The organism is Rhodococcus sp. D-46 (genome assembly GCF_011290655.1).
Classification (GTDB): domain Bacteria; phylum Actinomycetota; class Actinomycetes; order Mycobacteriales; family Mycobacteriaceae; genus Rhodococcus_F; species Rhodococcus_F qingshengii.
In genome coordinates, this window is the sequence record NZ_JAANTF010000015.1 from 20018 (window position 1) to 45713 (window position 25696).

The window sequence follows — 25696 nt, forward strand, 5'->3', positions numbered from 1 at the left end:
TTCTGGACATGTGTCTGGACTCTAGTTCACACTTGTGGTTGAGGCAATGGTTTCTGGGGCATAAGAGATTTCGAGAGCCCAGCGGTCTCGAGAGGGTCTCGGATCTGCTTCGACGAAAAGCGCCTCGTGTCCGGTGCGGCGCCGCTACGGTTCACCGCACATTCACAACCACGTCTTCACATCCACAGGAGAGAGGTCGAAATGAACAGAGTTGACGGAAAAGTGGTGTTGGTGACCGGCGCTGCTCGAGGTCAGGGGCGCAGTCACGCCGTCCGTCTCGCGCAGGAGGGCGCGCACATCATCGCCTTCGATCTGTGCGCAGACATCGCCAGCAACGAATACCCGCTCGCCAGTCCAGCCGATCTGGAGGAAACCGCTCGCCTGGTAAAGGAGGCCGGGCAGCAGGTGGTGACGGCGCGTGTCGACGTCCGTGATCGCGCCGGACTCGAAACAGCACTTGCCGAGGCGGTAGGGCAGTTGGGCGGATTGCATGTCGTCGTGGCGAACGCCGGTATCTGTCCGCTGGGCAAACACGTGTCGACCGCCGGTTTCGTCGACGCCTTCGATGTGAACTTTCTCGGTGTCGTCAATACAGTGCACGCGTCGATGGAATACCTCGGCGAAGGGGGTTCGATCATCGCGATCGGCTCTGTTGCCGGTCTGGTGCCGCAGACCGGATTCAACGGGCAACAGGCGCTCCAGGGTCCGGGTGGCGACGGATACGGCCTGGCCAAGAAGCTGATTCAGGCCTACACCAGTTCGTTGGCGCTGACCCTCGGGCCGAGTTCCATTCGCGTCAACGCGATTCATCCGACCAATGTGAACACCGACATGTTGCAGAGCATGCCGATGTACCGGACGTTCCGTCCCGACCTCGAGAATCCGACCGCCGAGGATGCGGCTGTGACGTTCCCGTTCATGCAGGCGATGCCGATCCCGTGGGTCGAACCCGCGGACATCTCGCATGCAGTCGTGTACCTGTCCTCGGACGAGTCGCGATTCGTCACCGGCCAGCAACTGCGCGTGGACGCTGGTGCCGGGATGAAGATCGGTCTGTAGTAGAACTTTTCGCGTCGCTGCTGCCTGTTCGTGGTGAATTTTCCAAGTTTCCCCATTTCGTTGCCCTGGACAGGGCGCTGTAGTAACGTCCAGACACGTGTCCAGCAAACGGGGCGATTCAAGTGGCGGGGGATCGATTGTCTACGAATCCACTCGCAGGCGCCTCACGGGCAAACAGGCGGAAACTGTGGCCAGGCTTGCCGAAGCAACAGTGAAAGTTCTACGCAAACAAGAGTTTTCCGGACTGACTGTCCGTTCGGTTGCGGCCGAAGCGGGCGTAGGAACTGCGACCGCCTACACGTATTTCGCGTCCAAGGAGCATCTCGTCGCAGAGGTTTTCTGGCGAAGACTTCAGAACTCGTCGGCGCCTGATGGCTCAGGGTTGGATCGCACCGCGCACGTGCTGTCTGTACTTCGAAATATCGCGCTGCTTCTCGCGGACGAACCGGAGGTATCGGCCGCCGTGACCAATGCACTGCTCGGATCCGACCCTGAAGTGGAACATCTTCGCGGCCGGATCGGGCTCGAGATCCATCAACGACTCGCCTCGGCGTTGGATCCGAATGGCGAACCCGAAGTGTTGGAAGCGCTCGAAATGCTTTATGCCGGGGCGCTTCTGCGGGCAGGGATCGGCTACGGAACCTACGCGCAAATCGCTGGACGCCTCGAGGCCTCAGCTCTACTGATCCTGGAGAAATCATGACAGAAGCTTTGATCGATCCGGTGGTCTTCAATCCGTACGACTACCACTTTCACGACGATCCGTATCCGACGTACAAGCGTCTGCGCGAAGAATCACCCCTGTATCACAATCCGGACGTGGGCTTTTGGGCATTGTCCCGATATGCGGACGTGGTCGACGGATTCAAGGACAACAAGCGTCTGTCGAGCGCAAACGGAGTATCACTCGACCCCGCTGCATACGGTCCACACGCGCATTATGTGATGTCGTTTCTCGCTATGGATGATCCCCGCCATATGCGGTTGCGCCAGTTGGTTTCTCGCGGATTCACACCGCGGCGTGTTGCGGAGCTCGACGGCCGGATACTCGAACTGACGAAGCAACATCTGATACCCGCGCTGGGCGCGGGGGAGTTCGACTGGATTACGGAGGTGGCGGGAAAGCTGCCGATGGACGTCATCTCCGAACTCATGGGTGTCCCCGAACCCGACCGAGCCGAACTGCGGCGCAAGGCGGATCTGGTGGTGCATCGAGAGGCGGGTGTTCTCGACGTGCCGCAACCTGCGGTGGAAGCTTCGATCAGTTTGATGGGCTACTACAAGGAGATGATCGCGCAGCGTCGCCGATCGCGGACGGACGATCTGACCTCGGCCTTGCTCGACGCCGAGATCGACGGAGACAAGCTTTCGGACCAGGAGATCCTCGGATTCATGTTTCTGATGGTCGTGGCCGGAAACGAGACCACGACCAAGCTTCTCGGAAACGCTCTGTACTGGGGTTCGCACCACCGGGAGCAGATCGCACCGGTCCTCGACGATCCCGAACGAGCCTCGGAATGGGTGGAAGAGACTCTTCGCTACGACACGTCGAGTCAGATCGTGGCTCGGACTTCGGTTGTCGACCTCGAATACCACGGGCGCACCATTCCAGCGGGGGAGAAGGTCCTGCTCCTGATCGGATCGGCCAACCGAGACGCCGACGTCTTCGACGATGCCGACAGCTTCGAGATCGGCCGGAGTTCGTCGGGCAAACTCGCGAGTTTCGGTGGTGGCGTGCACTTCTGCCTCGGTGCCCACCTTGCCAAGCTCGAAGCCAAGATCGCCCTGGCGGAGTTCGGGCGTCGGGTCAGCGACTACGAAGTCGTCGAGTCCGGAATCGAGCGTGTTCATTCGACAAATGTCCGGGGCTTTGCGGCCCTGCCGGTGAAAGTGCAGGTGCGCTGATGCCTCGTTTCGAACCCAATCCTGTTCGCCGGCCGGCACTGATCAGTGGTGCGTCGTCGGGAATCGGCACAGCCACCGCGTATGCCCTGGCCGAACTCGGGCATCCGGTTGCACTCGGTGCGCGTCGAGTCGCCGAATGCGAAGCCATCGCCGAGAAGATCCGCAGCAACGGTGGTGAAGCGTTCGCCCACTTCCTCGACGTCACGGACGGTGATTCGGTCGACGGGTTCGTCTCGGCCGCAGAGGCAGTCCACGGCCCCGCGGAAATCGTCGTCTCCGGTGCCGGAGACCTCGAATTCGGGGCTGCGGACGAGATGAATCCTGAGGCGTTTCTACGGCAGATCCAAGTTCACCTCGTCGGTGCGCAGCGATTGGCGCATCGTGTTCTCCCCGGTATGAGGCAACGACAGCGCGGTGACTTCGTACTGATCGGCTCGGATTGTGCCGAGCGCCAGCGTCCACTCATGGGTGCGTACGACGCAGCGAAGGCCGGGCTCGAGGCAATGGGGCGTCAGATGCGAATGGAGCTCGAGGGAACAGGCATTCGCGCGTCGATCGTGCGACCCGGGCCGACACTGACCGGCATGGGGATGGACACGACGCCGGAGATCATCGGACCGGTCGGGGAATCGTGGAGCAAGTGGGGGTTCGCCCGCCATGGTTACTTTCTGCGCGCCTCGGACATCGCCAATGCCATCGTCGCCGTTGTGTCGGCGCCGCGAGGAGCACACATCGTGCTCGTCGAAGTTCAGCCCGAGGCGCCACTGGACAAACTTCCCACTGCGAACTCACAGGAGACGACATGACGCACGGAGTGCAAGAGACGTCGCGAACACTGCCCGAGCCGCCGCGGGTGTCCGGCGGGGATCTCCCGCACGGGCATCTCGAGGAACTGCGAACCGACCCGATAGCGCTCATGCGCCGGGTGCGTGAGGAATGTGGTGACGTCGGCGCCTTTCAACTTGCCGACCGCACAGTGATCTTGCTGTCCGGAGCCGAGGCAAACGAGTTCTTCTTCCGCTCCACCGACGAGGATCTCGACCAACAAGCGGCTTACCCCTTCATGAAGCCGATATTCGGTGAAGGCGTCGTCTTCGACGCCAGCCCGGAGCGGCGTAAAGAGATGCTGCACAACTCGGCTCTGCGCGGCGAACAGATGCGCGGGCACGCCGCCACGATCGGCCGCGAAGTCGAGGCGATGGTCGCGCAGTGGGGAGACGAAGGCGAGATCGATCTGCTCGACTTCTTCGCCGAGCTGACCATCTATACCTCGTCGGCGTGCCTGATCGGCAAGAAGTTCCGCGACGAACTGGATGATAGCTTCGCCAAGCTGTATCACGAGCTCGAACAGGGAACGGATGCATTGGCTTTCGTGGATCCGTACGCGCCGATCGAGAGTTTCCGCCGCCGCGACGAGGCCCGGTTGGCGTTGGTCGCTCTGGTACAGGACATCATGAACAGGCGCATCGCGAATCCTCCGCAGGGCAAGGATGACCGCGACATGTTGGACGTGTTGGTCTCGGTCAAGGACGAGAACGGCGACCTCCGGTTCAGTGCCGACGAGATCACCGGCATCTTCATCTCGATGATGTTCGCCGGCCACCACACGACTTCCGGCACGGCAGCGTGGTCGTTGATCGAGATGTTGCGGCATCCCGACACCATGACGGACGTCGTCGACGAACTCGACAATCTGTACTCCGACGGCGCCGACATCAGTTTTCATGCCCTGCGCCAGATTCCGGTTCTCGAGGCTGTGGTCAAGGAAACCCTTCGACTGCATCCGCCGTTGATCATCCTGTTGCGGGTGGCACGTGGAGATTTCGAAGTGGGCGGCTTCGAGATCCGAGAGGGCCATCTTGTCGCCGCGACACCCGCGATCTCCAATCGAATCGCCGAGGACTTTCCCCGGCCGGACACCTTCGATCCCGGGAGGTACATCGACCCGAATCAAGAGGACATCGTCAACCGCTGGACGTGGATTCCGTTCGGAGCCGGCCGGCATCGCTGCGTCGGCGCTGCGTTCGCCCAGATGCAGCTCAAAGCGATCTTCTCGATCCTGCTGCGGGACTTCGAGTTCGAGATGGCGCAGCCGTCGCAGTCCTACCGAAACGACCACAGCAAGATGGTCGTCCAGTTGCAGCAGCCGTGCGCGGTGAGGTACCGGCGCCGAACACGTCCCGGGCGTGAGGGGTGATCATGCACGTCGAAGTCGACCTCGACCTGTGCCAAGGCCATGCGGCGTGTGAGCTGGAGGCACCGGAGATCTTTGTCGTCCCGAAGCGGGGGAAGGTCAGTCTTCTGGACTCGGACCCACCCGAGTCGCTCCGCGGTGAAGCCGAGATGGCGGTCAGGTACTGCCCGACCGGCGCCCTGAGAATTGTCGATTGATTGCAGCGAATTCATGTGCTCGAGGGAGGAAGTTCAGATGACGGGTTTCGACCGCGCAGAGCTCGACGAGATGGTCCAACGCTGGATCGAGGCGAACAAAAAGGCCGAAGCCGCCGGCGATTGGAAACCGTTGGCGGACATGTATACCGAGGACGCCACGTACGGGTGGAACTACGGCCCCAAGCAGGATTTCATGGCGGTGGGGCGCGAGGAGATTCGCGAAGTCGCGCTCGGTCTCGAGATGAAGGGCCTCGAAGGCTGGGAGTATCCGTATCAAGACTTTGTGATCGACGACCGTAGCGGAAACGTGATCGGCTTGTGGAAGCAGATTTCCGATGCCAAGCGTGAGGACGGTAGCAACTACTCCGTCTACGGTATCGGTGGTAGTTGGTTCCGCTACGGCGGGGATTTCCAATGGTCGTGGCAGCGTGACTTCTTCGACTTCGGGAACGTGTCGGCACTGTTCATGGAGATGATCGGCAACAACGCTCTCTCGAAGGGGATGCAGGGCCGGATCCAGCGATCGATCTCGGGCGACCCGCTACCGGGCTGGTATCCGGTGGGCACCGCGCCGGTTTCGCTGTGGTGAGTCCGATGCCGGTGCGCGATTCCTTCGAGGCACTCTCTCAGCGCGACCTTGCCGTGCTGGTGCCCGAGTTGCTCCTGTGCGGGCAGCTGATCGATCGCTCGGGCATGGCGCATCTGATCGTCGAATTCGGACGCGAGGGTATGGCACAGGTGGCCGTCGAGGAGTGGGAGTCGGCCAGCCCCTGGTACACCCGCCGCATGCAGAAGGCTCTCGGATACGAGGGCGACGACGTCGTGACGATCTTCAAAGGATTACAACTCGACATCGGCGCTCCTCCACAGTTCATGGACTTCCGATACCGGGTCGACGATCCGCTGCACGGTGAATTCTGGCTCGACCATTGCGGAGCACTCATGGACGTCGAGCCGTTGGGCGATGAGTTCGTGACCTCGATGTGTCACGACATCGAGGATCCGACTTTCGATGCAACGGCCATCGCGACCAACCCGCGCGCCCAGATCCGGCCGATTCACCGACCACCGCGCAGGCCCGCCGACCGACATCCGCACTGCGCCTGGACCGTTTCCATCGACCCGTCGCACACGCCTCCCGTGATGACCGCGCACACCGAGCAGATCGGACGCACCGCCGCGGTGACGGTCGAGCTGAGCCCGATCGATCACGGTGGGGACGGTAGGGCGGACTACTCGGGTCCGTTGTTGTCCGACCTGAGGTTTTCCGACTTCTCGCGATCAGCCTTGGTTCGTATCGCAGAGGAGATCTGCGTGCAGCATCATCTGTTGGCGTTGGGCTTTCTGGCAGCGGTTCGCCGCCGTGCCGACGAAGACAAGGCTCGCGAGATCACGCGAAAGCAATTGACCGGAATCGCGGGAGTTGCGGCACAGCGTATTCGAGATGCGCTCGGGCTTCCTTCGACGCTGGAATCGTTGGCATTGGTCCTGTCCGTGCATCCCTTGCTGAATCCGAAGCAGTATGTGGAGAGCGAGATTCGACAGGACGGCGGTGCTCTGGAGCTGCGGATCTCGCGAGAAGCTCTTGTCGACCGCGACGGCGGTTGGCCGACCTTGCTCGGCAGCGAGCACCTCGATCCTCTCCAAGCTTTGGTCCGCGGCGTGAATCCGCACTTCACCGTGAGAGTGGTGGCCGAAGATGCCGCGGGGCTTCTTCTGGCCGTCGACATCACCGAAGCTCCCGCTCCGGAATGCGTCGAAGTCGCCATCACGAAGGTCAGTACCGGCGCGGCATTCGTATTCGAAGATCGCGGAATCCCCTTGCCTCTCTTCGTCGTCTGACCGGCCGAACCCGAAGGACTCAACCTATGGCGTACACGTTTGCAGACCTGTTCGAGCATTCCGTCGATGTGATGCCCGATCGCCTCGCGCTGATCGTTTCCGGCGAGGAGGTGACATACCGTGAGCTCGACGAGCGGGCCAACCGATTGGCGCATTACTTCCAGTCCGTCGGGTTGGGTGTCGGTTCGCACATCGGTATTCAACTGCACAACTCGATCGAGGCGATGGTTGCTGTCCTCGCGGCCTTCAAGATCCGCGGCGTTCCCATCACGGTGAACTACCGCTACACGAGCGACGAATTGGTTTATCTGTACGAGAACGCGGATCTCACGGCGTTGGTTTTCCATCGTGGTTTCGCTGAGCGGGTCGCCGAGGCCTTGGTGGCCACGCCGCGGGTCAAGTACGTGATCGAGGCGGCGGACGAACTCGCTCTCGGGAACGAACCGTCGATTCCGGGGGCAGTGGCGTACGAGGATGCGCTCGGCAACCAATCCTCGCTTCGCACAGGTGAACATGCATTTCCCGAGCGTTCCGGCGATGACGTCTACGTTCTCTACACCGGCGGAACAACCGGACGACCGAAAGGCGTCGTCTGGCGGCAGGAAGACATCTGGCGCGTATTGGCCGGCGGTTACGACTTCTATTCGGGTGAGCCGATCGCCGACGAGTACCAGCAGTCGCGCGGTGGCGCCGCGGCAGCCGAACCGATGCGGTGGTGCATGCTTCCACCGCTGATCCACACCTCGGCACTGATGCCGACGTTCAACGCTCTGTTCTCCGGAAACACCGTCATCTTCGAACCGAAGTTCGATGCGGCACAGGTCTGGAAAGTCGTCGCCGAGTATCGGCCGCAGGTCATGGTCATCACCGGCGACGCCATGGGCCGTCCACTGGTCGAAGCCCATCACGAATTGCAACCGGATGGGTCGAGCCTGGCTGTGCTCGCCTCCGGCGCTGCGCTCTTCTCCGGATCGGTCAAAGATGCGTTCTTCGACGTCTTTCCGAATCTGATGATCTCCGATTCGGTTGGATCGTCCGAAACAGGCTTCGGCGGAATCGGATTCGCAACCAAGGGGCTCGAGCAGCGTGGCGGACCCAAAGTGGGCGCCAACAGATTCACGGTCGTCGTCGACGACGACAACCGAGTGTTGGAGCCGGGCTCGGGCGCCGAAGGATGGCTGGCGAAACTCGGAAACGTTCCACTCGGCTACTACAACGATCCGGTGAAGTCGGCCGAGATATTCCGCGAGGTGAACGGCGCGCGGGCAGTGGTGACCGGAGACCGGGCGCGGATCGAGGACGACGGCTCGGTCACCCTCCTCGGACGGGGAAACATGGTGGTCAACACCGGCGGCGAGAAGGTCTTCGTGGAAGAAGTCGAAGCCGTGGTGAAGGCCCATCCCGACATCTACGACGCGACAGTGATCGGTGTTTCGGACGAGCGGTGGGGCAATCGGGTGGCGGCAGTGCTTCGCATCCGCGACGGTGTGGAACCGGATTTCGAATCCATCGAGAAGCACGCCCGCAGTCACCTCGCCGGCTACAAGATTCCGCGTTCCTTCTGGATCGCCGACGAGGTCGTTCGAGCGCCGAGCGGCAAGCCGGACTACCGCTGGGCCAAGGAGTTCTCACAGAACAGCGACCCGGTCCACCGGATCGACTAGCGCTCACACGCAACACCCGGCACCCGGCACCCATCCGTAAAGGAGCATCTGCAATGCCTGAGATCGACCTTCCCGACGGGTTCGACGTGACCGACCCACATCTGTACGGCGAGCGCGTCCCGCTTGCCGAGTTCGCCGAACTACGACGATGCGCTCCGGTCTGGTGGAACGCCCAGGAACCGGGTACCGGCGGATTTCACGACGGTGGTTGTTGGGTTGTCTCCCGCCACGCAGACGTCCGCGACGTCTCGTTGCGCAGCGAGGAGTTCTCGAGCAACGTCAACGGCTGCATTCCGCGGCATGAAGACAACATCTCGGCGGAGGAGTTGGAGGCGACAAAACACGTCCTCATCAACAAGGACGCCCCTGAGCACACACAGCTGCGCAAGTTGGTGGCACGCTTGTTCACTCCGCGGTCGGTGGAAGCGATGCGGGCCGGGTTGGAAGCGCGGGCAGAAGACATAGCGTCGGCTGCCGTGGCGGAAGGTAGCGGTGATTTTGTCAGCCAGGTCGCCAGCGAGTTACCCATGCAGGCGATCTCGGAGCTGATCGGTGTACCGCAGGACGGGCGCCGTCAGCTGTACGAATGGTCGAATCAGATGACGGGATACGACGACGAGTCACTCGCCGGCGAGTCTCGGATGGCGTCGGCGCAGATATTGGGCTACGCCTATCAACTGGCTGAGGCGAGACGGGAGGAACCGCTCGACGACATCATCTCGCGCTTGGTGCATGCCGACATCGACGGGCAGAAACTCACCCCGGAACAGTTCGGTTTCTTCGTCATCATGTTGGCTGTCGCGGGCAACGAAACGACGCGAAACGCAACGACACTCGGCATGATGGCATTTCTCGAGCATCCGGATCAGTGGGAACTGTACAAGCGCGAGCGTCCGCGCACCGCCGCGGACGAGATCATCCGCTGGGCTTCGCCACTGACGTCGATGCAACGAACAGCAGTGGTGGACACACAGATTGCCGGCACTGCGATTGCGAAGGGGCAGCGCGTCGTACTGCTCTACGGCTCGGCGAACTTCGACGAAACCGTCTTCGGGAACCCCGACGTCTTCGACATCACCCGAGACCCGAACCCGCACCTCGCGTTCGGAGGAACCGGGCCGCACTACTGCGTCGGCGCCAACCTGGCCAGAATGGAGGTCGATCTGATCTTCGGCAAGATCGCCGATCACATGCCCGACATCAGCAAGCTCGGCGATCCGAGCAGGCTCTCGTCCGGTTGGCTCAACGGGATCAAGGAATTCAAGGTCGACTACGGCAACTCCACGTCATGTCCTTCGGGGCATTGACGTGTACAGCGGAAGAGTTGCACTTGCGGGCCCGATGCGCGAACTCGGCCAGTTCTACCGGATGGGTGCCGATGTCGCAGTGGGCTTGTTCCGCAACCGCTTTCAGGTGCAAGAGTTTCTCGAGCAGAGTTGGATGATCGCCCGGGTGTCGATCGTGCCGACAGTGTTGGTAGCCGTGCCGTTCACGGTCCTGGTGAGTTTCACCCTCAACATCCTTCTCCGCGAAATCGGTGCCGCCGACCTCAGCGGCGCCGGGGCCGCGCTCGGTGCCGTGACTCAGGTCGGTCCGGTGGTGACGGTGCTGATCGTGGCAGGTGCGGGCGCGACAGCCATCGCCGCCGATCTGGGATCGAGAACGATTCGTGAAGAGATCGACGCCATGGAGGTGCTCGGGATCGATCCGATCACTCGGCTGGTGATTCCGCGGGTGGTCGCGTCGACCGTGGTGGCTTTGCTGCTCAACGGACTCGTCTGTGTCATCGGCATCGCCGGCGGTTACGCCTTCTCGGTGTTTCTCCAGGGCGTGAACCCTGGCGCCTTCGTCGAGGGAATCACGTTGCTGACCGGCCTGCCCGAGGTGGCGTTGTCGATGGTCAAAGCTGCACTGTTCGGGATGCTGGCGGGATTGGTGGCCTGCTATCGCGGACTGTCGGTACGGGGTGGGCCGAAAGGCGTGGGGGAGGCCGTCAACGAAACGGTGGTGTACGCATTCATGGCGTTGTTCGTCGTCAACACCATCGTCACCGCGGTCGGCATCCGATTGACGGCGGGGTGATCGAGGTGACGCTGTCGGATTCGCTGGCACAAATCGGCAAGTTCGGACGCACGCGGGCGCGGGTGGCTCGAACGTCACGCTCGATCGACGACGTCGGGCGACAAGCTGTCTTCTTCGCGCGCGCCATCGCTCACATCCCGTGGGCAATCCGCAAACACCCGAAAGAAGTACTGCGGCTGGTAGCCGAGATCAGCATGGGCACCGGAGCTTTGGCAGTGATCGGCGGCACGGTTGCGGTCGTAGGATTTTTGACTCTCGCCTCGGGCGGCACCATTGCGATCCAAGGTTTCAGCTCACTGGGAAATATCGGAGTCGAAGCGCTCACCGGTTTCTTCTCCGCCTTCATCAACGTTCGTATCGCTGCGCCGGTCATCGCGGGAATCGGCCTGTCGGCCACGATCGGCGCAGGTTCGACCGCGCAGATCGGTGCCATGCGCATCAGTGAGGAAATCGACGCTCTCGAATCGATGGCGATCAGTTCGGTCCCGTACGTCGTCAGCACCCGCGTCACCGCAGGGATGATCGCGATCTTGCCGCTGTACTCACTGGCGCTCGTGGGATCATTTCTGGCCGGACGATTCACCACGGTCGTGCTGTTCGGTCAGTCCTCCGGTCTTTACGACCACTACTTCACGACGTTCCTCGATCCGGTCGACGTCGCATGGTCCTTCGTTCAAGTGCTCGTGATGGCACTACTGGTGATGCTGATCCACACGTACTACGGATACAACGCGTCCGGGGGACCGTCGGGCGTGGGAACTGCAGTGGGCCGCGGGGTTCGGCTCTCGCTGATCTGCGTCGTGGCGGTGACCCTGCTCGTCTCACTCGCGCTCTACGGCGGTTCCGGCAACTTCAATCTGTCCGGTTAGGGGGACTGCGTGCACAGATACGGCTACAAGTTGGCTGCTCTGGGCTTGGCTGCGGCGATCGTCGGGGTCATCGCGTTGTCGGTCGCGTCTTTCAACCAGGTGTTTGTCGCTCGCGTCCCGATCACGGTGATCGCGGAGCGCGCGGGGCTCGTGATGGATCCGGGCGCGCGGGTGAAGATGGCCGGGGTGACCGTGGGCTCGGTGGAGTCCATCACGCCGACTGACGACGCCACCGCACAACTGTCGTTGTCGATCGATCCCGAAGCGCTCGAGTCGATTCCGTCAAACGTGAATGTGGCGATCACGTCGAACACGGCCTTCGGCGCGAAGTTCGTCAGCCTGTCCTCGCCGGAGCAGCCGAGTAGTGCGCGACTTGCCGCCGGAGCGACGATCGACGCATCCCGGGTGACCGTCGAGCTGAACACGGTGTTCGAGAAACTCACCACCGTGCTCCGGACGGTGGACCCGGGCAAACTCGATTCGACATTGGGTGCCCTCTCGACTGCTCTGCAAGGACGCGGCGAACGGCTCGGGGTCGCACTCGAACAAGCAGATTCCTCCTTGCTCGAATTCAACACTGCACGTGAGGCTCTCGATCATGTGTTGACGGATTTACCAGCCGTCACACAGACCTACCGCGACGCTGTTCTCGACTTGATGGACACCCTCGACTCGCTCACGACGACGGGAACCACTGTTCTCGACGAGCAGCAGAATCTTGATCTCCTCTTGCTCAACGTGATCGGGGTCGCCCGCACCGGAGAAGATGTACTGGGAGCCAACGCCGCCGGTATCGACACCGTTCTGTCGTTACTGCGGCCGACCACCGCACTGCTCGAGGAATACTCCCCGGTGATTCCCTGCATGTTCCACGGACTGCAGGAGAGCAAGAAGATCGGCGACGGCGCCTACAACGGACAACCAGGAATCAAGATGTCGATCGGTCTGATCGCCGGAACCGAACCGTACCGATATCCCGACGACCTCCCGAAGGTCGCGGCAACAGGTGGCCCGCAGTGTATGGGCCTTCCACTGCGCGACCCGAACGTCAATGCTCCGTACCTGGTGACCGACACCGGGGTGAATCCGTTTGCGCCCGAGCGTCAGCCGAATGGTGGGCAACCGATGAACACGGTCCCGGATCTGATGAGCTACCTGTTCGGGACGGAGATCCGATGAGAGTTCGTGGGTACACCGTCAAGTTCGGAATTTTTGTTCTGGTGATGATCCTCGTCAACGCTGGGCTGATCCTCGTGTTCGGCCAGATGCGAGGTGGCGACGCGAGGTCGTACTCGGCGGAGTTCGTCAACGCCTCCGGGCTCAGAGCCGGCGACAAGGTGCGCATCGCCGGTGTACCGGTCGGTTCTGTCGGCTCCGTCGAATTCGGTGGGAATCACCGTGCCCACGTGAGTTTCAGTGTGGATACGGGTGACACCGTGACCGTATCGACCAGAGCCGCTGTTCGATATCAGGATCTGGTGGGTAATCGATACCTCGAACTGCTCGACGATCCGGGGATCGCGGAACCGCAACCGGAGGGCGAGAGCATCCCCGTCGATCGCACCGCACCGGCACTCGACCTCGATGCGCTACTCGGTGGTTTCAAGCCGCTGTTTCAAGCCCTGGACCCGGAGCAGGTCAACGCGTTGTCGATGTCCTTGCTCGAGGTGTTTCAAGGCCAGTCCGGAACTGTGGCATCGGTGCTGGCGCACACCGGATCGATTACGAACACTCTCGCAGACCGCGACCAACTGATCGGTCGAGTGATCGGCAACCTCGACGGTGTGCTCAGCGAATTGCGCAGCCGCGGTGGTCAGTTCAGTGACACTCTCGATCACCTACAACAGCTGGTCAGCGGGCTCGCGGCGGACCGGGAGATGATCGGGACTGCCGTCGAGAGTGTGAACACCGCATCAGGCGCCTTCGCCGATCTCCTCGCCGGAGTTCGCCCGGACATCGCGGGAAACCTGTCGAAGCTGGACGCAAGCCTGAATCCGCTGATCGAGCAACAGAGTGAGCTCGATCGGATTCTCGCGTCCATGCCCTCGAACTACAAGCAGCTGATCCGAGTCGGCTCGTACGGGTCGTTCTTCAACTTCTATCTGTGCGGAATCGCACTGAAGGTCGACGGTGCCGACGGTACGCCGCTCACTGTCGACCTGGTGGATCAGACGACCGGAAGGTGCGCACCACGATGAGAGAGATGGCACAGAGCCAGGCCGTACGCGTGGGGGTCGTGGGATTGGTCGTCACGGCCGCCGTCGTATTGGCATCGCTCCAGTATCAGAATCTGCAGTTCCTGAAATCGGGTGTCGGGTACAGCGCGGTGTTCGCCGACGCCAGCGGTCTCGCGCCGGGAGACGAAGTCAACGCCGCCGGAGTGAAGATCGGAACGGTGGATCGGATCGAGGTCGAGCACGGACTTGCGCGCGTGGATTTCACACTGGAAGGCTCGATCGGTTTGGGAGAAAGCACATCGGCGGCCGTCACCACGATGTCGTTGCTCGGCAAGCGAGCGGTATCGCTCGATCTGGACGGTCCGGGAAGGATCGCGGTCGGCGGCGAGATCCCGGTCGAGCGAACAAGATCGGCGTACTCGCTGCCCGACGTGCTCGGTGACCTCACCACGACGGTCGAGGACATCGATCTCGACCAACTCTCCGAATCGCTCGACGCAGTGGGGCAGGTGATGTCCGACAGTGCGCCGAACCTGAGGCCGGCGCTGGACGGTGTCGCACGGATCTCCGACAGCGTCAATAGACGCGACGACATGTTGCGCACCTTGCTGTCCGATGCAAACGACGTCGCCGGGACGCTGGCCGAGCGTGGACCACAGGTCAACGCGCTACTCGTCGACGGCAACGCCTTGTTGGGAGAACTGGATCGGCGACAGGCGGCGCTGGGGGAAGTGATCACGAACATCTCGGCGTTGTCGACCCAGCTGAGCGGACTCGTCCACGACAACGAGGCGCAATTGCAGCCGGTCCTCGGCAAACTCGACACGGTTGTCGGAATTCTGCAGAACAACAAGGACAACCTTTCTCAGGGAATCGACGGTCTCGGTACGTACGTGGGCACGCTCGGTGACACCGTGGCCAGCGGCCCCTTCTACTACGCCTACGTTCAGAACCTGGTGCCAGCGCAATACACCCAACCGTTGATCAACGCGATGTTCGGGCTACCACCTGCGCCGCTACCGATTCCGGAGGTTCGATGATGGGTGCCTTACGAGTTCGCAAACCGGTGAACTGGCGTCGAATCGCCGTCGTTGGTGGAAGCGTCATCGGTGCGGCGATCGTCGTCGTGTCGGGATACCTTGCGGTGCAACATCTGCGCTACTACAACGTGACGGCCTACTTCACCTCGACGACCGGTCTGTATGTCGGTGACGACGTTCGTGTCGTGGGAGTCGACGTCGGCCGCGTCACCGCGATCGCCCCACAGGGAGATCGAATGCGCGTCGAACTGAAACTGGCGCGCGAGGTTCCCGTCGCCGAGGACGCGAAAGCGGTGATCGTTGCCCAGTCGCTGGTCTCGGCCCGCTTCGTGCAGTTGACGCCGGCGGTGACGGACGGCGCCGACGCACTGAATGACGGTGCGGAGATCCCACTCGACAGAACGGCCGTCCCGGTCGAGTGGGACCAGATCAAGGAACAGCTGGGCCGGGCTGCCGATGCTTTGGGTCCCGTCGGGGACGATCGCGGTCCCGCCGCCAACTTCCTCGACGGTGCCGGATCCGCACTGGCCGGCAACGGGGAAGCGCTGGGGCGCTCGGTGACCGAACTCTCGGAGGCTATGAGCACACTCGACGAAGGCGGAGCCGATCTGTTCGGCACCATCCGCGGCCTGCAGACCTTCACGACCGCACTCGCCGCAAGCGACGAACAGATCGTTCAGTTCCAAGGACGACTGGCAAATGTCTCGAGTGTGCTCGCCGAGAGCCGGACGCAATTGGCTCCGGCTCTCGCCGATCTGGACGCCGCCGTCGTCGACGTACAGCGGTTCGTCGAACAGAACCGAACCGGCTTGACGGAGCAGATCGCGAAGTTGGCCGACGTGTCCCAGGTACTGGTCGACAAGCGCGCAGGTCTCGAGAAGGTACTGCATCTGGCTCCGACAGCGTTGTCGAACTACTACAACGTCTACCGGCCGGCCCAAGGAGCGATGGTGGGTGTGCCCGCATTCCAGAACGTCGGCAACCCGATCGACTTGATCTGCGGCGGAATCGCCGGCCTGGCCAACGACACCTCGAAGAAGGGCGCGGATTTGTGCATCGAATACCTCGGCCCGTTGCTCAACACGATCAAGGCCAACTACCCGGACCTGAGCATCAATCCGACCCGGGCGCTCGGCGCTCTTCCGGACCAACTGGTGTACAGCGAGCCTGATCTGGAACCGACTGGCGCCTTGAGCTTTCCGACGGTACCGGTGGCGTCTGATCTGACCGGCTTGCTCATGCCGTCGACAGGATCACGATGACTGCCCGCTGGTGGGGAACAGTGTGTGTGGCGGCGAGCGCCGTGCTCGTTCTGACGGGTTGTCAATGGAGCGGGCTGAATTCGGTGTCGCTGCCAGGCGCGGCCGGCCGCGGTGAGGGAAGTTTCTCGGTCGTGATCGAGATGCCCGACGTCACGTCGATCAGTCCCAACTCTCCGGTCATGGTCAACGACGTGACAGTCGGAAGTATCAGTGCGATCGAGACCGACAACTGGCACGCACGGGTGACGGTTGCGCTCGACGGCTCGGTGTCGCTGCCCGCCAACGCGACTGCCACGATCGGCCAAACCAGTCTGCTCGGATCCAAACACGTCGCGCTCGCGCCGCCCACCGAGGTGGCGCCGGAAGGGCGGTTGTCGGAGGGATCCGTGATTCCCCTTGCATCGGCCAGTGTCTATCCCACCACCGAGGAAGCGTTGACCGCACTGTCCTTGGTGCTCAACGGCGGTGGGCTGGCCCAGATTCACAGCATCACCACGGAGCTGAACACTGCTCTCGGCGGACGGACGGATGCGGCGCGCGACCTGCTGAGCCAGATGGACACCGTGACCGAGACACTCGACCGTCAACGCGAGGCGATAGTCACGACCATGGAGAATCTCGACGTGTTCGCCGGCGAGATCACGGCTCAGCGAGACGTTCTCGGTGAGGCGTTGGAGACCCTCGATCCAGCCTTGGCGGAACTGAGCGCCCAACGCGTCGACCTGACCACCGCCCTCGATGCGGTCGGCAGGTTCGGGGACGTCGGGACCGATCTGGTCGATCGGACCCGCGACGATCTGAAAGCCAATTTGAGCTCCTTGGAATCGACGCTGCAGAAGGTGGTCGAAACGGGGCCGGACCTGATCAACAATTTGGGCAACCTGAGTACCTTTCCCTTCCCTCAGACGACCATCGACGACGGAATGCGCGGCGATTACACCAATCTGTGGGCGCTGATCGACCTCACGAGTAATCGTCTCCAGTCGGGGCTCGGCTTCGGCACTCCGTTCGGGGCGCCGCAAACCCCCGTGGAGAACGGAGTACTGGTCGATCCCTTGACCGCCCCACTCGGCACAGGGCAGCCCGGCCCACCTGGCACAGCGCAACCCGCCCAGGGAGGTGGACGATGATTCTCACGAAGTTGGTGCGAAGGCAATTGACGATCTTCGCGATCCTGGCGGTGATAGGCATGAGCGCAGCGGCTATCTCGTACCTGAGAGTTCCGACCATGCTCGGCATCGGGCGCTACTCGGTGACAGTCGAACTGCCCGACGCCGGCGGCCTGTATCGGAACGCGAACGTGACCTATCGCGGCGACACCATCGGTCAGGTCAGGTCGGTGCGTCTGTCTCCGGGAGTGGTACGCGCCGAATTATCTTTGGAGAGTGCGGTTCCCGTTCCCTCCAGCGGGCTCACAGTAGCGGTGCGAAGCGTGTCGGCAATCGGCGAGCAATACGTCGACATGCAACCGAGCACCGCGGACGGACCCTTTCTGACCGACGGAGACGTGATCGGCCCCGACGCTGTCACGATCCCGACCGAGATCGGACCGGTCCTCGATCAGGCGCAGGCGATGCTCGCATCCGTACCGCAGGACAAGTTGCGATCGGTGATCGACGAGTCCGCGGCAGCTTTCGGAGGCAGGGGCGAGGATCTGGCTCGTCTGCTGGATTCGACCACTTCGTTCGTCGATCAGATGTCCGCTGCCACAACGCCGGCTACGACGCTCGTACAGCAGTTGGATCCGCTCCTGCAGACACAGGTGGTGACGGGCGATCAGATTCGCCAGTGGGCGTCCAGTGTCGCTCAACTCAGTGGACAGTTGGCGGTCGCCGACGGGTCCGTGCGCAATATCCTCGAGACCGGACCGGGCTTCGCGACTGAAGCCGACCTGCTGTTTCAAGGCCTCAAGCCCACTTTGCCTGTGCTGCTTGCCAATTTCACCAGCACCGCTCAGGTGGCTTTGACGTACAACGCCGGGTTGGAGCAGGTGCTCGTCATCTTGCCGCCACTGGTTGCGGCACAGGAAACCGTTGTCCAACGCGGGCAGGTGGACGGCGCCGCGAACGTCAACTTCCACCTCCAAGCGCAGGACCCCGCGGCGTGCTCGACCGGTTACCTTCCGGCCGATCAGCGACGGGACCCGACCCAGATGAGTGTGCCGGACACCCCGGCTGATCTGTACTGCAAAGTTCCGCAGAACTCGGTCTTCGCAGTTCGTGGATCCCGGAACATTCCCTGTATGGAGGTACCGGGCAAACGAGCACCGAGCCCGGAGATCTGTCGGAGCCCCGAAGCGTACGTGCCGTCGGGGACCAATGCTCCCGGCGAGTTGTACACCGGGCCTGACGGTGTCGACTATCAACACACGGAATTAGCTCCTGCTGCTTCCGATTCGGGGGAGGGTGAGCCGTGGCAACAGTTGCTGACGCCGACGAATCGTTGAGAGGCGAGGTGCTCGAGCCGGTCCTAGGGAAACGCGGTGTTCTCACTGCCTTGGCATGGATCGCACTCGCGGCTCTGAGCGTCGTTGTGGTCTTCGGTGCTCTGGCAGTTCAATCCGACCGGGCGCGCGAGACCCAGCGTCAAGAGTACGTCGACGGTGCGGTCGCAGGAGCCCTCGCTCTGATCGACGTTCACTCTGCCACAGTCGACGAGAATCTCGCGACGCTACAGGCCCTGAGTACGGGAGCCTTTGCCGACGAACTGAAGTCCGGCGAATCTGCGTTCGTCGCGTCCATCCGTGATTTTGCCGTCGATTCCGACGGGCGTGTCGACACCGCAGCCCTGGCATCGGAATCCGGAACCTCGGGGGTGGTACTGATCGCGGCATCGGCTCAGGTCGCCAATTCAGCGGGAGAGTCTTCGGCGCGAACCTACCGTCTGCGCGTCGGTGTCGAGGACGTCGACGGGCGGGTACTGATGTCGAGTGTGGAGTTCGTCCCGTGAAGCGCATGGTCATAGCGCTTGCAGCGTTGGTCTTGATGGGAGTCGGCGGGACTCTGCTCTGGAGTCACCACCGTTCGGCAGCCGCTGAAACCGCACGTGTCGAGGTGATCGGTGTGGCGCCGATGCTCGTCGAGAATCTCTTGAGCTACAACAGCGACACGGTGGACGAGGATCTTGCACATGCTGCCGAGGGCGCAAGTGGAACATTTCAGGACCGCTTCGCTGAATTCGGATCGAAAACCGTTGCACCCCAGTCGAAGGAGCAAGGAATCAGCACGAAGGCGCGAGTAGTCGACGTGGGAGTGCTCTCCGCTGCTGCAGACCGAGCGGAATTGCTCCTGTTCGTCGATCAGATCACGACGAGTATCGCGCGGCCGGCACCAGCGTCGACGTCGAGCCGAGTCGAGGTGACACTCGATCGAGTCGACGGCACATGGCTGGTGAGTGCCATGACCCCCGTCTAGTGAAGGTTGTCGCGGCCCGCCATGATCAGCCTGGCAGTGACTTCGAGCCGGTCTGCGATCTGCGAATAGGACTCGTAACCCATGCCGGCTCGGACAAGCGCTCCGGACCAGGAGATTTCGAGTGCTTCGAGTACGTCGGGATCGTATGACGGCCCCAGCGCCTCGATGAGCCGCTCGCGGATGTTCTTGCCGATACGTCCGCGGAGGTGTTCGACGTCGGGATCGTTGCCCATCATCGCCGTGGTCACTGCCGCCGCCAGCTCCGGTTCGTCGGAGACGAGCAGTGCGACGCTGCGCAGGACCGAACAGACCTGCGCTTCCCGTTCCGCCTCCGGGGAGGGCTCGTGGGGTACCGCGTCGAGGCGACGCCAGAACAGTTCTGCCACAAGGTGACTCTTGGACGAGAAATAGGTGTATGCCGTAGCCGCGGCGACACCGGCTTCTGCTGCCACCATCCGCACGGTCAGATCGGCAAACCCTTTGTCGCGCAGGACCGTGATCGCTGCCGCGGTCAATCGATCGACGGTTTCGGCTTGCTGCTGGGTCAGTCGGCGGCGAGTGGACTCGAACTTGGTCTTACCAGACATGTGTCCAGACACTACGGGATCGGACCCGTGCGGGCAAAGTGTGCGCTATCTCCGCTCGTTCTCGCTCCCGCTCGGCGTCATGTCTCGCTCCCGCTCGGTGGGACAGAATTTCGAACCCCCGCGATCGCTAAGTCCATGTGTTAGAACGATTTCTAGAACATGTTCGGAAACTGTGCCCAGAATCAGAGAGGCTGACGATGACGAAGTGGGACGAGACGTGCGACGTACTCGCTGTGGGATCAGGCGGCGGACTCACCGGCGCGTACACGGCAGCCCGCGAAGGCCTCGACGTCATTGCGATCGAAGCAACCGACAAGTACGGCGGAACAACGGCGTACTCGGGCGGCGGCGGAATGTGGTTCCCGTGCAACGCCGTTCTTCGTCGGGGCGGGGACGACGACACCATCGAGGATGCGCTGGAGTACTACCGATCAGTGGTGGGTGATCGTACGCCCGCCGACGTTCAGGAAGCCTACGTTCGAGGTGGCGCCGGGTTGATCGACTACCTCGAAGAGGACTCGAACTTCGAGTTTCAGATACTGCCGTGGCCCGACTACTTCGGTGAAGAGCCCAAGGCTCGAGCGAGTGGACGGCACATTGTTCCCAAGCCGATGAACGCGAACAAGCTGGGTGCCCTTCGTGATTCGCTTCGTCCGCCGCTGGCGACGGAACGGCTGGGGGAGGAGTTGCCGAAGTACCTCGTCGGCGGCCAGTCGTTGATCGGTCGATTCCTGTTGGCTCTTGCGGAACTCCCGAACGCCACCATGCACCTGAAGACCACTCTCGAGGAACTGGTTGTCGAGGACGGGGTGGTGGTCGGAGCCGTCGTCGACCGAGATGGTCGGCGTCGAACCATTCAGGCACGCAGAGGAGTGATCCTCGCCGCCGGTGGATTCGAGCAGAACGAGACCATGCGTGCCGAATTCGGTGTCCCCGGATCCGCTCTCGACACGATGGGCTGCCCCGGCAACCTCGGGAAGGCGCACCAGGCGGCGGTCGCCGCGGGTGCCGACACCGACCTGATGGGCGAGGCCTGGTGGTCGCCGGGACTCACCCATCCAGATGGGCGCTCCGCGTTTGCGCTGTGGTTCACCGGCGGAATCTTCGTGGACGACGACGGTCGTCGATTCGTCAACGAATCAGCGCCGTACGACCGCTTGGGTCGCGCCGTCATCGAACACATGCGGGCAGGGAAAGTAACCACGCCGTACTGGATGATCTACGACAACAGAGAAGGCGCAGTGCCGCCGGTGAAGGCACCCAACGTACCCATGGCCCAGACGGAGCAGTATGTGGCTGCGGGGTTGTGGAAGAGTGCACAGACACTCGAAGACCTCGCTGCCCAGATTGATGTTCCCGCAGCGGAACTGGTGGAGACCGTGAAGCGATTCAACGCGTTTGCGGCGACTGGCGTCGACACGGACTTCGGTCGAGGAGACACTGCGTACGACCGCGCCTTCTCCGAGGGGGCTTCGCCGCTCGTACCGATCGATCAAGGGCCGTTTCACGCTGCCGCTTTCGGCATCTCCGACCTCGGGACCAAAGGTGGTCTACGGACCGACGCGACCGGGAGGGTGCTCAAAGCCGACGGTACGGCGATTGCCGGGTTGTACGCGGCGGGGAACACGATGGCAGCGGCCAGCGGGACTACGTACCCCGGCGGTGGAAACCCGATCGGAGCGAGCATGCTGTTCAGTCACTTGGCTGCACTCGACCTCGCGAAGCTGCCGTCTTGATCATCAGTCGCTCGTCTCGGGGATGTGGTCAGGCCTTGCCGAGTCCGGCGGCGATTCCCTTGTCCAGTTGGGTGAGCATTGCTGTACCCAACGACGAAAGCTGGGCGACCTGGCGATCGTCGAGGCCCTCGAAGAGGAGACCTTGAACTGAGGCGACGTGCGGCGGTGCGGCCGCGACCACCTTTGCCATTCCCTCATCGGTGAGCACTGCGTTGGAGCCGCGGCTGCCACGAATGACTTCCCGTTTCACCCAGCCGGCCTTCTCCATCTTCGTGATCACGTGCGAGAGGCGGGACAGGGACGCGTTCGCGCGCTGGGCCAGTACCGACAACTGGAGCTTGTGGTCGGGGGCGTCCGAGAGTGCCGCGAGTACGAAGTATTCGAAGTGTGTGAGTGCCGAATCGCGTTGTAGTTGAGTGTCGAGTGCGGCAGGCAACCGTGTCACGAGAGCGATCAGTGTCAGCCATGCTTCTTGCTGCTCGGCTGTGAGCCACTTCGTCTGAGACTGCGCGTCGGGCTGCGCGGTCGGTTCACTCATCGGTGACTTCTCCTTCGGGTCGAGCATTCTTCGTGCACGGAGCGTGCTTGTGTACAGCGTCTCAGACGCATGTCCAGAAGAATCCTGCGGGGAATAGTTGCGGGACGCAAGTGTTGAGTTCTATATTAGGTTGAATCTTCAACTTGCGACGAATGTCTATCCCGAGGAGTCCGTATGTCCACCACAACCATGCCTGCGCTGTATCTCAGCCACGGTGCTCCGCCGCTGGTGGACAGCGCGTTGTGGGTCGACCAGTTGGGGGCGTGGGCCGGCGACCTTCCGCGGCCGACGGCAATCCTCGTCGTATCGGCGCACTGGGAATCAGCACCGCTGACGATCGGATCGACGACCACGGGCACCCCGCTCATCTACGACTTCGGTGGTTTTCCCGAGAGGTTCTACCGCGCGAAGTACAACTCTCCCGGCGCTCCGGAACTCGCCGCCCAGGTTGCCGCGTTGATGCCGGACAACGAACGCGTGGTTCAGCAGCCGAATCGAGGCCTGGATCACGGTGCCTACGTGCCGCTCACGGTGATGTACCCGGACGCAGACATCCCGGTACTGCAAATTTCGCTGCCCACCCTCGATCCCGAGCGTTTGCTCCATCTCGGACAGCGCCTACGGCCACTCCGTGAGCAAGGTGTACTGATCGTGGGATCCGGATTCACCACGCACGGGCTACCGTTCCTGCGCGATCCGTCACCGGAGGCGCAGGCCCCGGGATGGTCGGCGGAATTCGACGCGTGGGCAGGGGAGAGGTTCGCTGCCGGTGACGTCGATTCCTTGATCGACTTCCGCGCTCAAGCTCCCGGGATGCCGTACGCGCATCCGACCATCGAGCACTTCGCCCCGTTGTTCGTCACGCTCGGTGCGTCATCCGATCCGGAACAGGTGCCCACCCAGGTGATCGACGGATTCTGGATGGGGCTTGCGAAGCGCTCGATTCAGGTCGCCTAGAGATTTCAAATCGCGCAGAGAATCAGGTCGCCCAGGTGGGTCAGCTTCGATTGCGAAGGAACTCGAGCGCCTGGTCGCCGTGGGTGTTGGCGCGTAGTTCACTCGAGATGACTTTGAGGACGGTGCGGTCGGTGTCGATCACGAAGGTCGAGCGTTTGACCGGAGCCAACTTGCCCAGGAGTCCGCGCTTGACGCCGAACTGTTCGGCTACCTTGCCGTCGGTGTCGGCGAGTAGGGGGTAGTCGAAGGATTGTGCGGTGGCAAAGGTGGACTGAGCTTCGACCGTATCGGTGCTGATGCCCGCTCGCGAAGCGCCCACCGCGGCGAATTCGCTGCCGAGGTCACGGAAGTGGCACGCCTCGGCGGTGCACACCGGCGTCGAGGCTGCCGGGTAGAAGAAGAGGACCAGGGGTCCGTTCTCGAGCAGGCTCGTCAGCGAGCGCGGAGTCCCGTCCTGGTCGGGCAGTGAGAAATCGGGAGCGAGTTGGCCTGGTTTCATTCGGCCGAGGTTACCCGCGCACGACGACCGTGTGGGGGAGCCTGGGATGATGGAGGCATGCACGGCGAGCCCACCTCCATGTCCGCACGGTCGTCCGACACCGCGATCGTCGGTGACGCGTCCGATTCCACCACCACCCGGGAGCAGTTCCGTGCCCTCGCAGCTGAGCACCGGGTCGTTCCGGTCACTCGGAAAGTGTTGGCGGACTCCGAAACTCCGCTCTCGGCATACGAGAAGTTGGCCGGCAATCGTCCAGGCACCTTCTTGCTCGAGTCGGCCGAGAACGGTCGTTCGTGGTCGCGGTGGTCGTTCATCGGCGTCGGAAGTCCGGCTGCACTGACCGTCGTGGACGGAGAGGCGGCCTGGTACGGCAACGTTCCGGCCGGCGCTCCGGCCGGCGGCGACCCGATCGACGCGCTCGGTGCCACCCTCGAGCTGCTTCGTTCGGAGCGGCTGCCCGACCTGCCCCCGCTGACTGGCGGAATGGTCGGATTCCTCGGCTACGACGCGGTGCGGCGCCTCGAGAGATTGGGTGACTCCGCGGTCGACGACCTGCAGATCCCCGAGATGGTCATGCTGCTTGCCGCCGACATCGCCGCAGTCGATCACCACGAAGGGGCGATCACCCTCATCGCCAATGCCGTCAACTGGGACGGCACGGACGAGCGCGTCGACACGGCGTACGACGACGCAGTCGCAAGGTTGGACGCGATGACTCGTGCTCTCGCGGCGCCGGCGAAATCGACGGTGTCGACATTTTCGAAAGCGACTCCGAACTACCGTCGTCAGCGCACCACCGAGAGCTTCGGTGTCGATGTCGAAAAGTTGATCGGCGACATCGAAGCGGGCGAGGCATTCCAGGTAGTTCTCTCGCAGCGATTCGAGATCGATTGCACTGCAGCACCGATCGACGTGTACCGGATGCTGCGAGCGTCGAACCCCAGCCCGTACATGTATCTGCTCAACGTGCCGAACGGTGATGGAGAGACGGCGTTTTCGATCGTCGGTTCGAGCCCTGAGGCACTGGTAACCGTCGCCGAGGGCGTCGCGACAACACACCCGATCGCTGGAACCAGATGGCGCGGTGCCACAGAGGAGGACGACATCCTGCTCGAGAAAGATCTCCTCGCCGACGAGAAGGAAAACTCCGAGCACCTCATGCTCGTCGATCTGGGGCGAAACGATCTGGGTCGTGTCTGTCGCCCGGGCACGGTGAAGGTGCACGACTACCGGCACATCGAGCGGTACAGCCACGTGATGCATCTCGTATCGACGGTCACCGGACATCTGGCCGAGGGAAAGCACGCTCTCGACGCCGTCACCGCATGCTTCCCCGCTGGAACCCTCTCGGGGGCACCCAAGGTCCGAGCGATGCAGCTGATCGAAGAACTGGAACCGACCAGGCGCGGTATCTACGGCGGCATCGTCGGCTACCTCGACTTCGCCGGCGACGCCGACACCGCGATCGCGATCCGAACGGCATTGATCAAGGACGGGATCGGATACGTCCAGGCGGGCGCCGGCGTCGTCGCCGACTCGGATCCGGTCTACGAGGACACCGAGGCCCGCAACAAGGCGATGGCAGTGCTGAGCGCGATTGCGTCGGCGCACACCCTGCGCACCATCGGAGGTGACGATCAGTGAGTGAGAACGAGTCGAGTGCAGCGGAGCCTAC

The 25696-nt window shown here is 62.5% G+C and carries 26 protein-coding genes; 23 read left to right on the plus strand and 3 right to left on the minus strand.

Annotated elements, in window-relative coordinates:
* The first annotated feature begins 201 nt into the window (after nucleotides 1-201).
* The 20 genes from G9U53_RS30820 to G9U53_RS30915 all read left to right on the plus strand — a co-directional run bounded on the left by G9U53_RS30820 (nucleotide 202) and on the right by G9U53_RS30915 (nucleotide 19704).
* Nucleotides 202-1059, plus strand: coding sequence for a mycofactocin-coupled SDR family oxidoreductase (locus G9U53_RS30820; protein WP_047272231.1), 858 nt, complete (start codon nucleotides 202-204; stop codon nucleotides 1057-1059).
* Nucleotides 1060-1195: 136 nt separating this feature from the next.
* Entirely contained in the window at nucleotides 1196-1762 is a 567-nt protein-coding gene (locus G9U53_RS30825) for a TetR/AcrR family transcriptional regulator (protein WP_024487471.1), read from the plus strand.
* Complete coding sequence (locus G9U53_RS30830) at nucleotides 1759-2964, plus strand: cytochrome P450 (protein WP_165639858.1); 1206 nt, start codon at nucleotides 1759-1761, stop codon at nucleotides 2962-2964. Before G9U53_RS30825 ends, G9U53_RS30830 begins: the two co-directional genes overlap by 4 nt.
* Nucleotides 2964-3770 (plus strand): SDR family oxidoreductase, encoded by an 807-nt coding sequence (locus G9U53_RS30835; protein WP_003944110.1) that lies wholly within the window; start codon nucleotides 2964-2966, stop codon nucleotides 3768-3770. The genes G9U53_RS30830 and G9U53_RS30835 overlap by 1 nt, the downstream gene beginning before the upstream one ends.
* Nucleotides 3767-5161: a cytochrome P450 gene (locus tag G9U53_RS30840; RefSeq protein ID WP_054782105.1), complete on the plus strand. Its 1395-nt coding sequence runs from the start codon at nucleotides 3767-3769 to the stop codon at nucleotides 5159-5161. Before G9U53_RS30835 ends, G9U53_RS30840 begins: the two co-directional genes overlap by 4 nt.
* 2 nt (nucleotides 5162-5163) lie before the next feature.
* Nucleotides 5164-5355 (plus strand): ferredoxin, encoded by a 192-nt coding sequence (locus tag G9U53_RS30845; protein WP_020907945.1) that lies wholly within the window; start codon nucleotides 5164-5166, stop codon nucleotides 5353-5355.
* Between the two features lie 37 nt (nucleotides 5356-5392).
* Nucleotides 5393-5944 (plus strand): hypothetical protein, encoded by a 552-nt coding sequence (locus tag G9U53_RS30850; RefSeq protein WP_007728648.1) that lies wholly within the window; start codon nucleotides 5393-5395, stop codon nucleotides 5942-5944.
* Nucleotides 5945-5949: 5 nt separating this feature from the next.
* On the plus strand, nucleotides 5950-7197 hold the full coding sequence (locus G9U53_RS30855; protein WP_003944063.1) for a hypothetical protein: 1248 nt from the start codon (nucleotides 5950-5952) through the stop codon (nucleotides 7195-7197).
* 26 nt (nucleotides 7198-7223) lie between these two features.
* Nucleotides 7224-8861, plus strand: a complete 1638-nt coding sequence (locus G9U53_RS30860; RefSeq protein ID WP_165639859.1) for an acyl-CoA synthetase — start codon at nucleotides 7224-7226, stop codon at nucleotides 8859-8861.
* 53 nt (nucleotides 8862-8914) lie between these two features.
* Nucleotides 8915-10168: a cytochrome P450 gene (locus G9U53_RS30865; RefSeq protein ID WP_030536770.1), complete on the plus strand. Its 1254-nt coding sequence runs from the start codon at nucleotides 8915-8917 to the stop codon at nucleotides 10166-10168.
* A 61-nt stretch (nucleotides 10169-10229) separates the two neighbouring features.
* Nucleotides 10230-10943, plus strand: a complete 714-nt coding sequence (locus G9U53_RS30870; RefSeq protein ID WP_231915201.1) for an ABC transporter permease — start codon at nucleotides 10230-10232, stop codon at nucleotides 10941-10943.
* The gene (locus G9U53_RS30875) at nucleotides 10940-11812 is read left to right on the plus strand and encodes an ABC transporter permease (RefSeq protein ID WP_003944051.1); all 873 of its coding nucleotides are present in this window, start codon (nucleotides 10940-10942) and stop codon (nucleotides 11810-11812) included. The genes G9U53_RS30870 and G9U53_RS30875 overlap by 4 nt, the downstream gene beginning before the upstream one ends.
* Nucleotides 11813-11821: 9 nt before the next feature.
* Nucleotides 11822-12991 (plus strand): MCE family protein, encoded by a 1170-nt coding sequence (locus G9U53_RS30880; protein ID WP_064689619.1) that lies wholly within the window; start codon nucleotides 11822-11824, stop codon nucleotides 12989-12991.
* Nucleotides 12988-14010: an MlaD family protein gene (locus G9U53_RS30885; protein WP_165639860.1), complete on the plus strand. Its 1023-nt coding sequence runs from the start codon at nucleotides 12988-12990 to the stop codon at nucleotides 14008-14010. The genes G9U53_RS30880 and G9U53_RS30885 overlap by 4 nt, the downstream gene beginning before the upstream one ends.
* A 5-nt stretch (nucleotides 14011-14015) precedes the next feature.
* Nucleotides 14016-15029, plus strand: a complete 1014-nt coding sequence (locus tag G9U53_RS30890; RefSeq protein WP_050794052.1) for an MCE family protein — start codon at nucleotides 14016-14018, stop codon at nucleotides 15027-15029.
* The gene (locus tag G9U53_RS30895) at nucleotides 15029-16291 is read left to right on the plus strand and encodes an MCE family protein (RefSeq protein WP_165639861.1); all 1263 of its coding nucleotides are present in this window, start codon (nucleotides 15029-15031) and stop codon (nucleotides 16289-16291) included. Before G9U53_RS30890 ends, G9U53_RS30895 begins: the two co-directional genes overlap by 1 nt.
* Complete coding sequence (locus G9U53_RS30900; protein ID WP_207624737.1) at nucleotides 16288-17421, plus strand: MCE family protein; 1134 nt, start codon at nucleotides 16288-16290, stop codon at nucleotides 17419-17421. Before G9U53_RS30895 ends, G9U53_RS30900 begins: the two co-directional genes overlap by 4 nt.
* Complete coding sequence (locus G9U53_RS30905; RefSeq protein WP_042450461.1) at nucleotides 17418-18737, plus strand: MlaD family protein; 1320 nt, start codon at nucleotides 17418-17420, stop codon at nucleotides 18735-18737. Before G9U53_RS30900 ends, G9U53_RS30905 begins: the two co-directional genes overlap by 4 nt.
* Nucleotides 18704-19240: a hypothetical protein gene (locus G9U53_RS30910; protein ID WP_233405721.1), complete on the plus strand. Its 537-nt coding sequence runs from the start codon at nucleotides 18704-18706 to the stop codon at nucleotides 19238-19240. Before G9U53_RS30905 ends, G9U53_RS30910 begins: the two co-directional genes overlap by 34 nt.
* A gap of 5 nt (nucleotides 19241-19245) precedes the next feature.
* Entirely contained in the window at nucleotides 19246-19704 is a 459-nt protein-coding gene (locus G9U53_RS30915) for a hypothetical protein (protein ID WP_207624740.1), read from the plus strand.
* On the opposite strand, the gene G9U53_RS30920 is transcribed toward G9U53_RS30915, so the two are convergent.
* Nucleotides 19701-20291, minus strand: a complete 591-nt coding sequence (locus G9U53_RS30920) for a TetR family transcriptional regulator (protein ID WP_003943994.1) — start codon at nucleotides 20289-20291, stop codon at nucleotides 19701-19703. The genes G9U53_RS30915 and G9U53_RS30920 overlap by 4 nt on opposite strands.
* 197 nt (nucleotides 20292-20488) lie before the next feature.
* Here G9U53_RS30920 and G9U53_RS30925 point away from each other — a divergent pair, with 197 nt between their 5' ends.
* Nucleotides 20489-22027, plus strand: a complete 1539-nt coding sequence (locus G9U53_RS30925) for an FAD-binding protein (protein ID WP_064689623.1) — start codon at nucleotides 20489-20491, stop codon at nucleotides 22025-22027.
* 28 nt (nucleotides 22028-22055) lie between these two features.
* Here G9U53_RS30925 and G9U53_RS30930 read toward each other — a convergent pair whose 3' ends face one another.
* Entirely contained in the window at nucleotides 22056-22565 is a 510-nt protein-coding gene (locus G9U53_RS30930; protein ID WP_030536759.1) for a MarR family transcriptional regulator, read from the minus strand.
* A gap of 174 nt (nucleotides 22566-22739) precedes the next feature.
* Here G9U53_RS30930 and G9U53_RS30935 point away from each other — a divergent pair, with 174 nt between their 5' ends.
* Entirely contained in the window at nucleotides 22740-23522 is a 783-nt protein-coding gene (locus tag G9U53_RS30935; protein ID WP_003944012.1) for a class III extradiol ring-cleavage dioxygenase, read from the plus strand.
* A gap of 40 nt (nucleotides 23523-23562) precedes the next feature.
* Here the strand turns inward: G9U53_RS30935 and G9U53_RS30940 are convergent, their stop codons facing one another.
* On the minus strand, nucleotides 23563-24021 hold the full coding sequence (locus tag G9U53_RS30940; protein ID WP_007728696.1) for a peroxiredoxin: 459 nt from the start codon (nucleotides 24019-24021) through the stop codon (nucleotides 23563-23565).
* Nucleotides 24022-24078: 57 nt separating this feature from the next.
* Between G9U53_RS30940 and G9U53_RS30945 the strand changes: the two genes are divergently transcribed.
* On the plus strand, nucleotides 24079-25665 hold the full coding sequence (locus G9U53_RS30945; RefSeq protein ID WP_007728697.1) for an anthranilate synthase component I: 1587 nt from the start codon (nucleotides 24079-24081) through the stop codon (nucleotides 25663-25665).
* The last annotated feature ends 31 nt before the right edge of the window (nucleotides 25666-25696 follow it).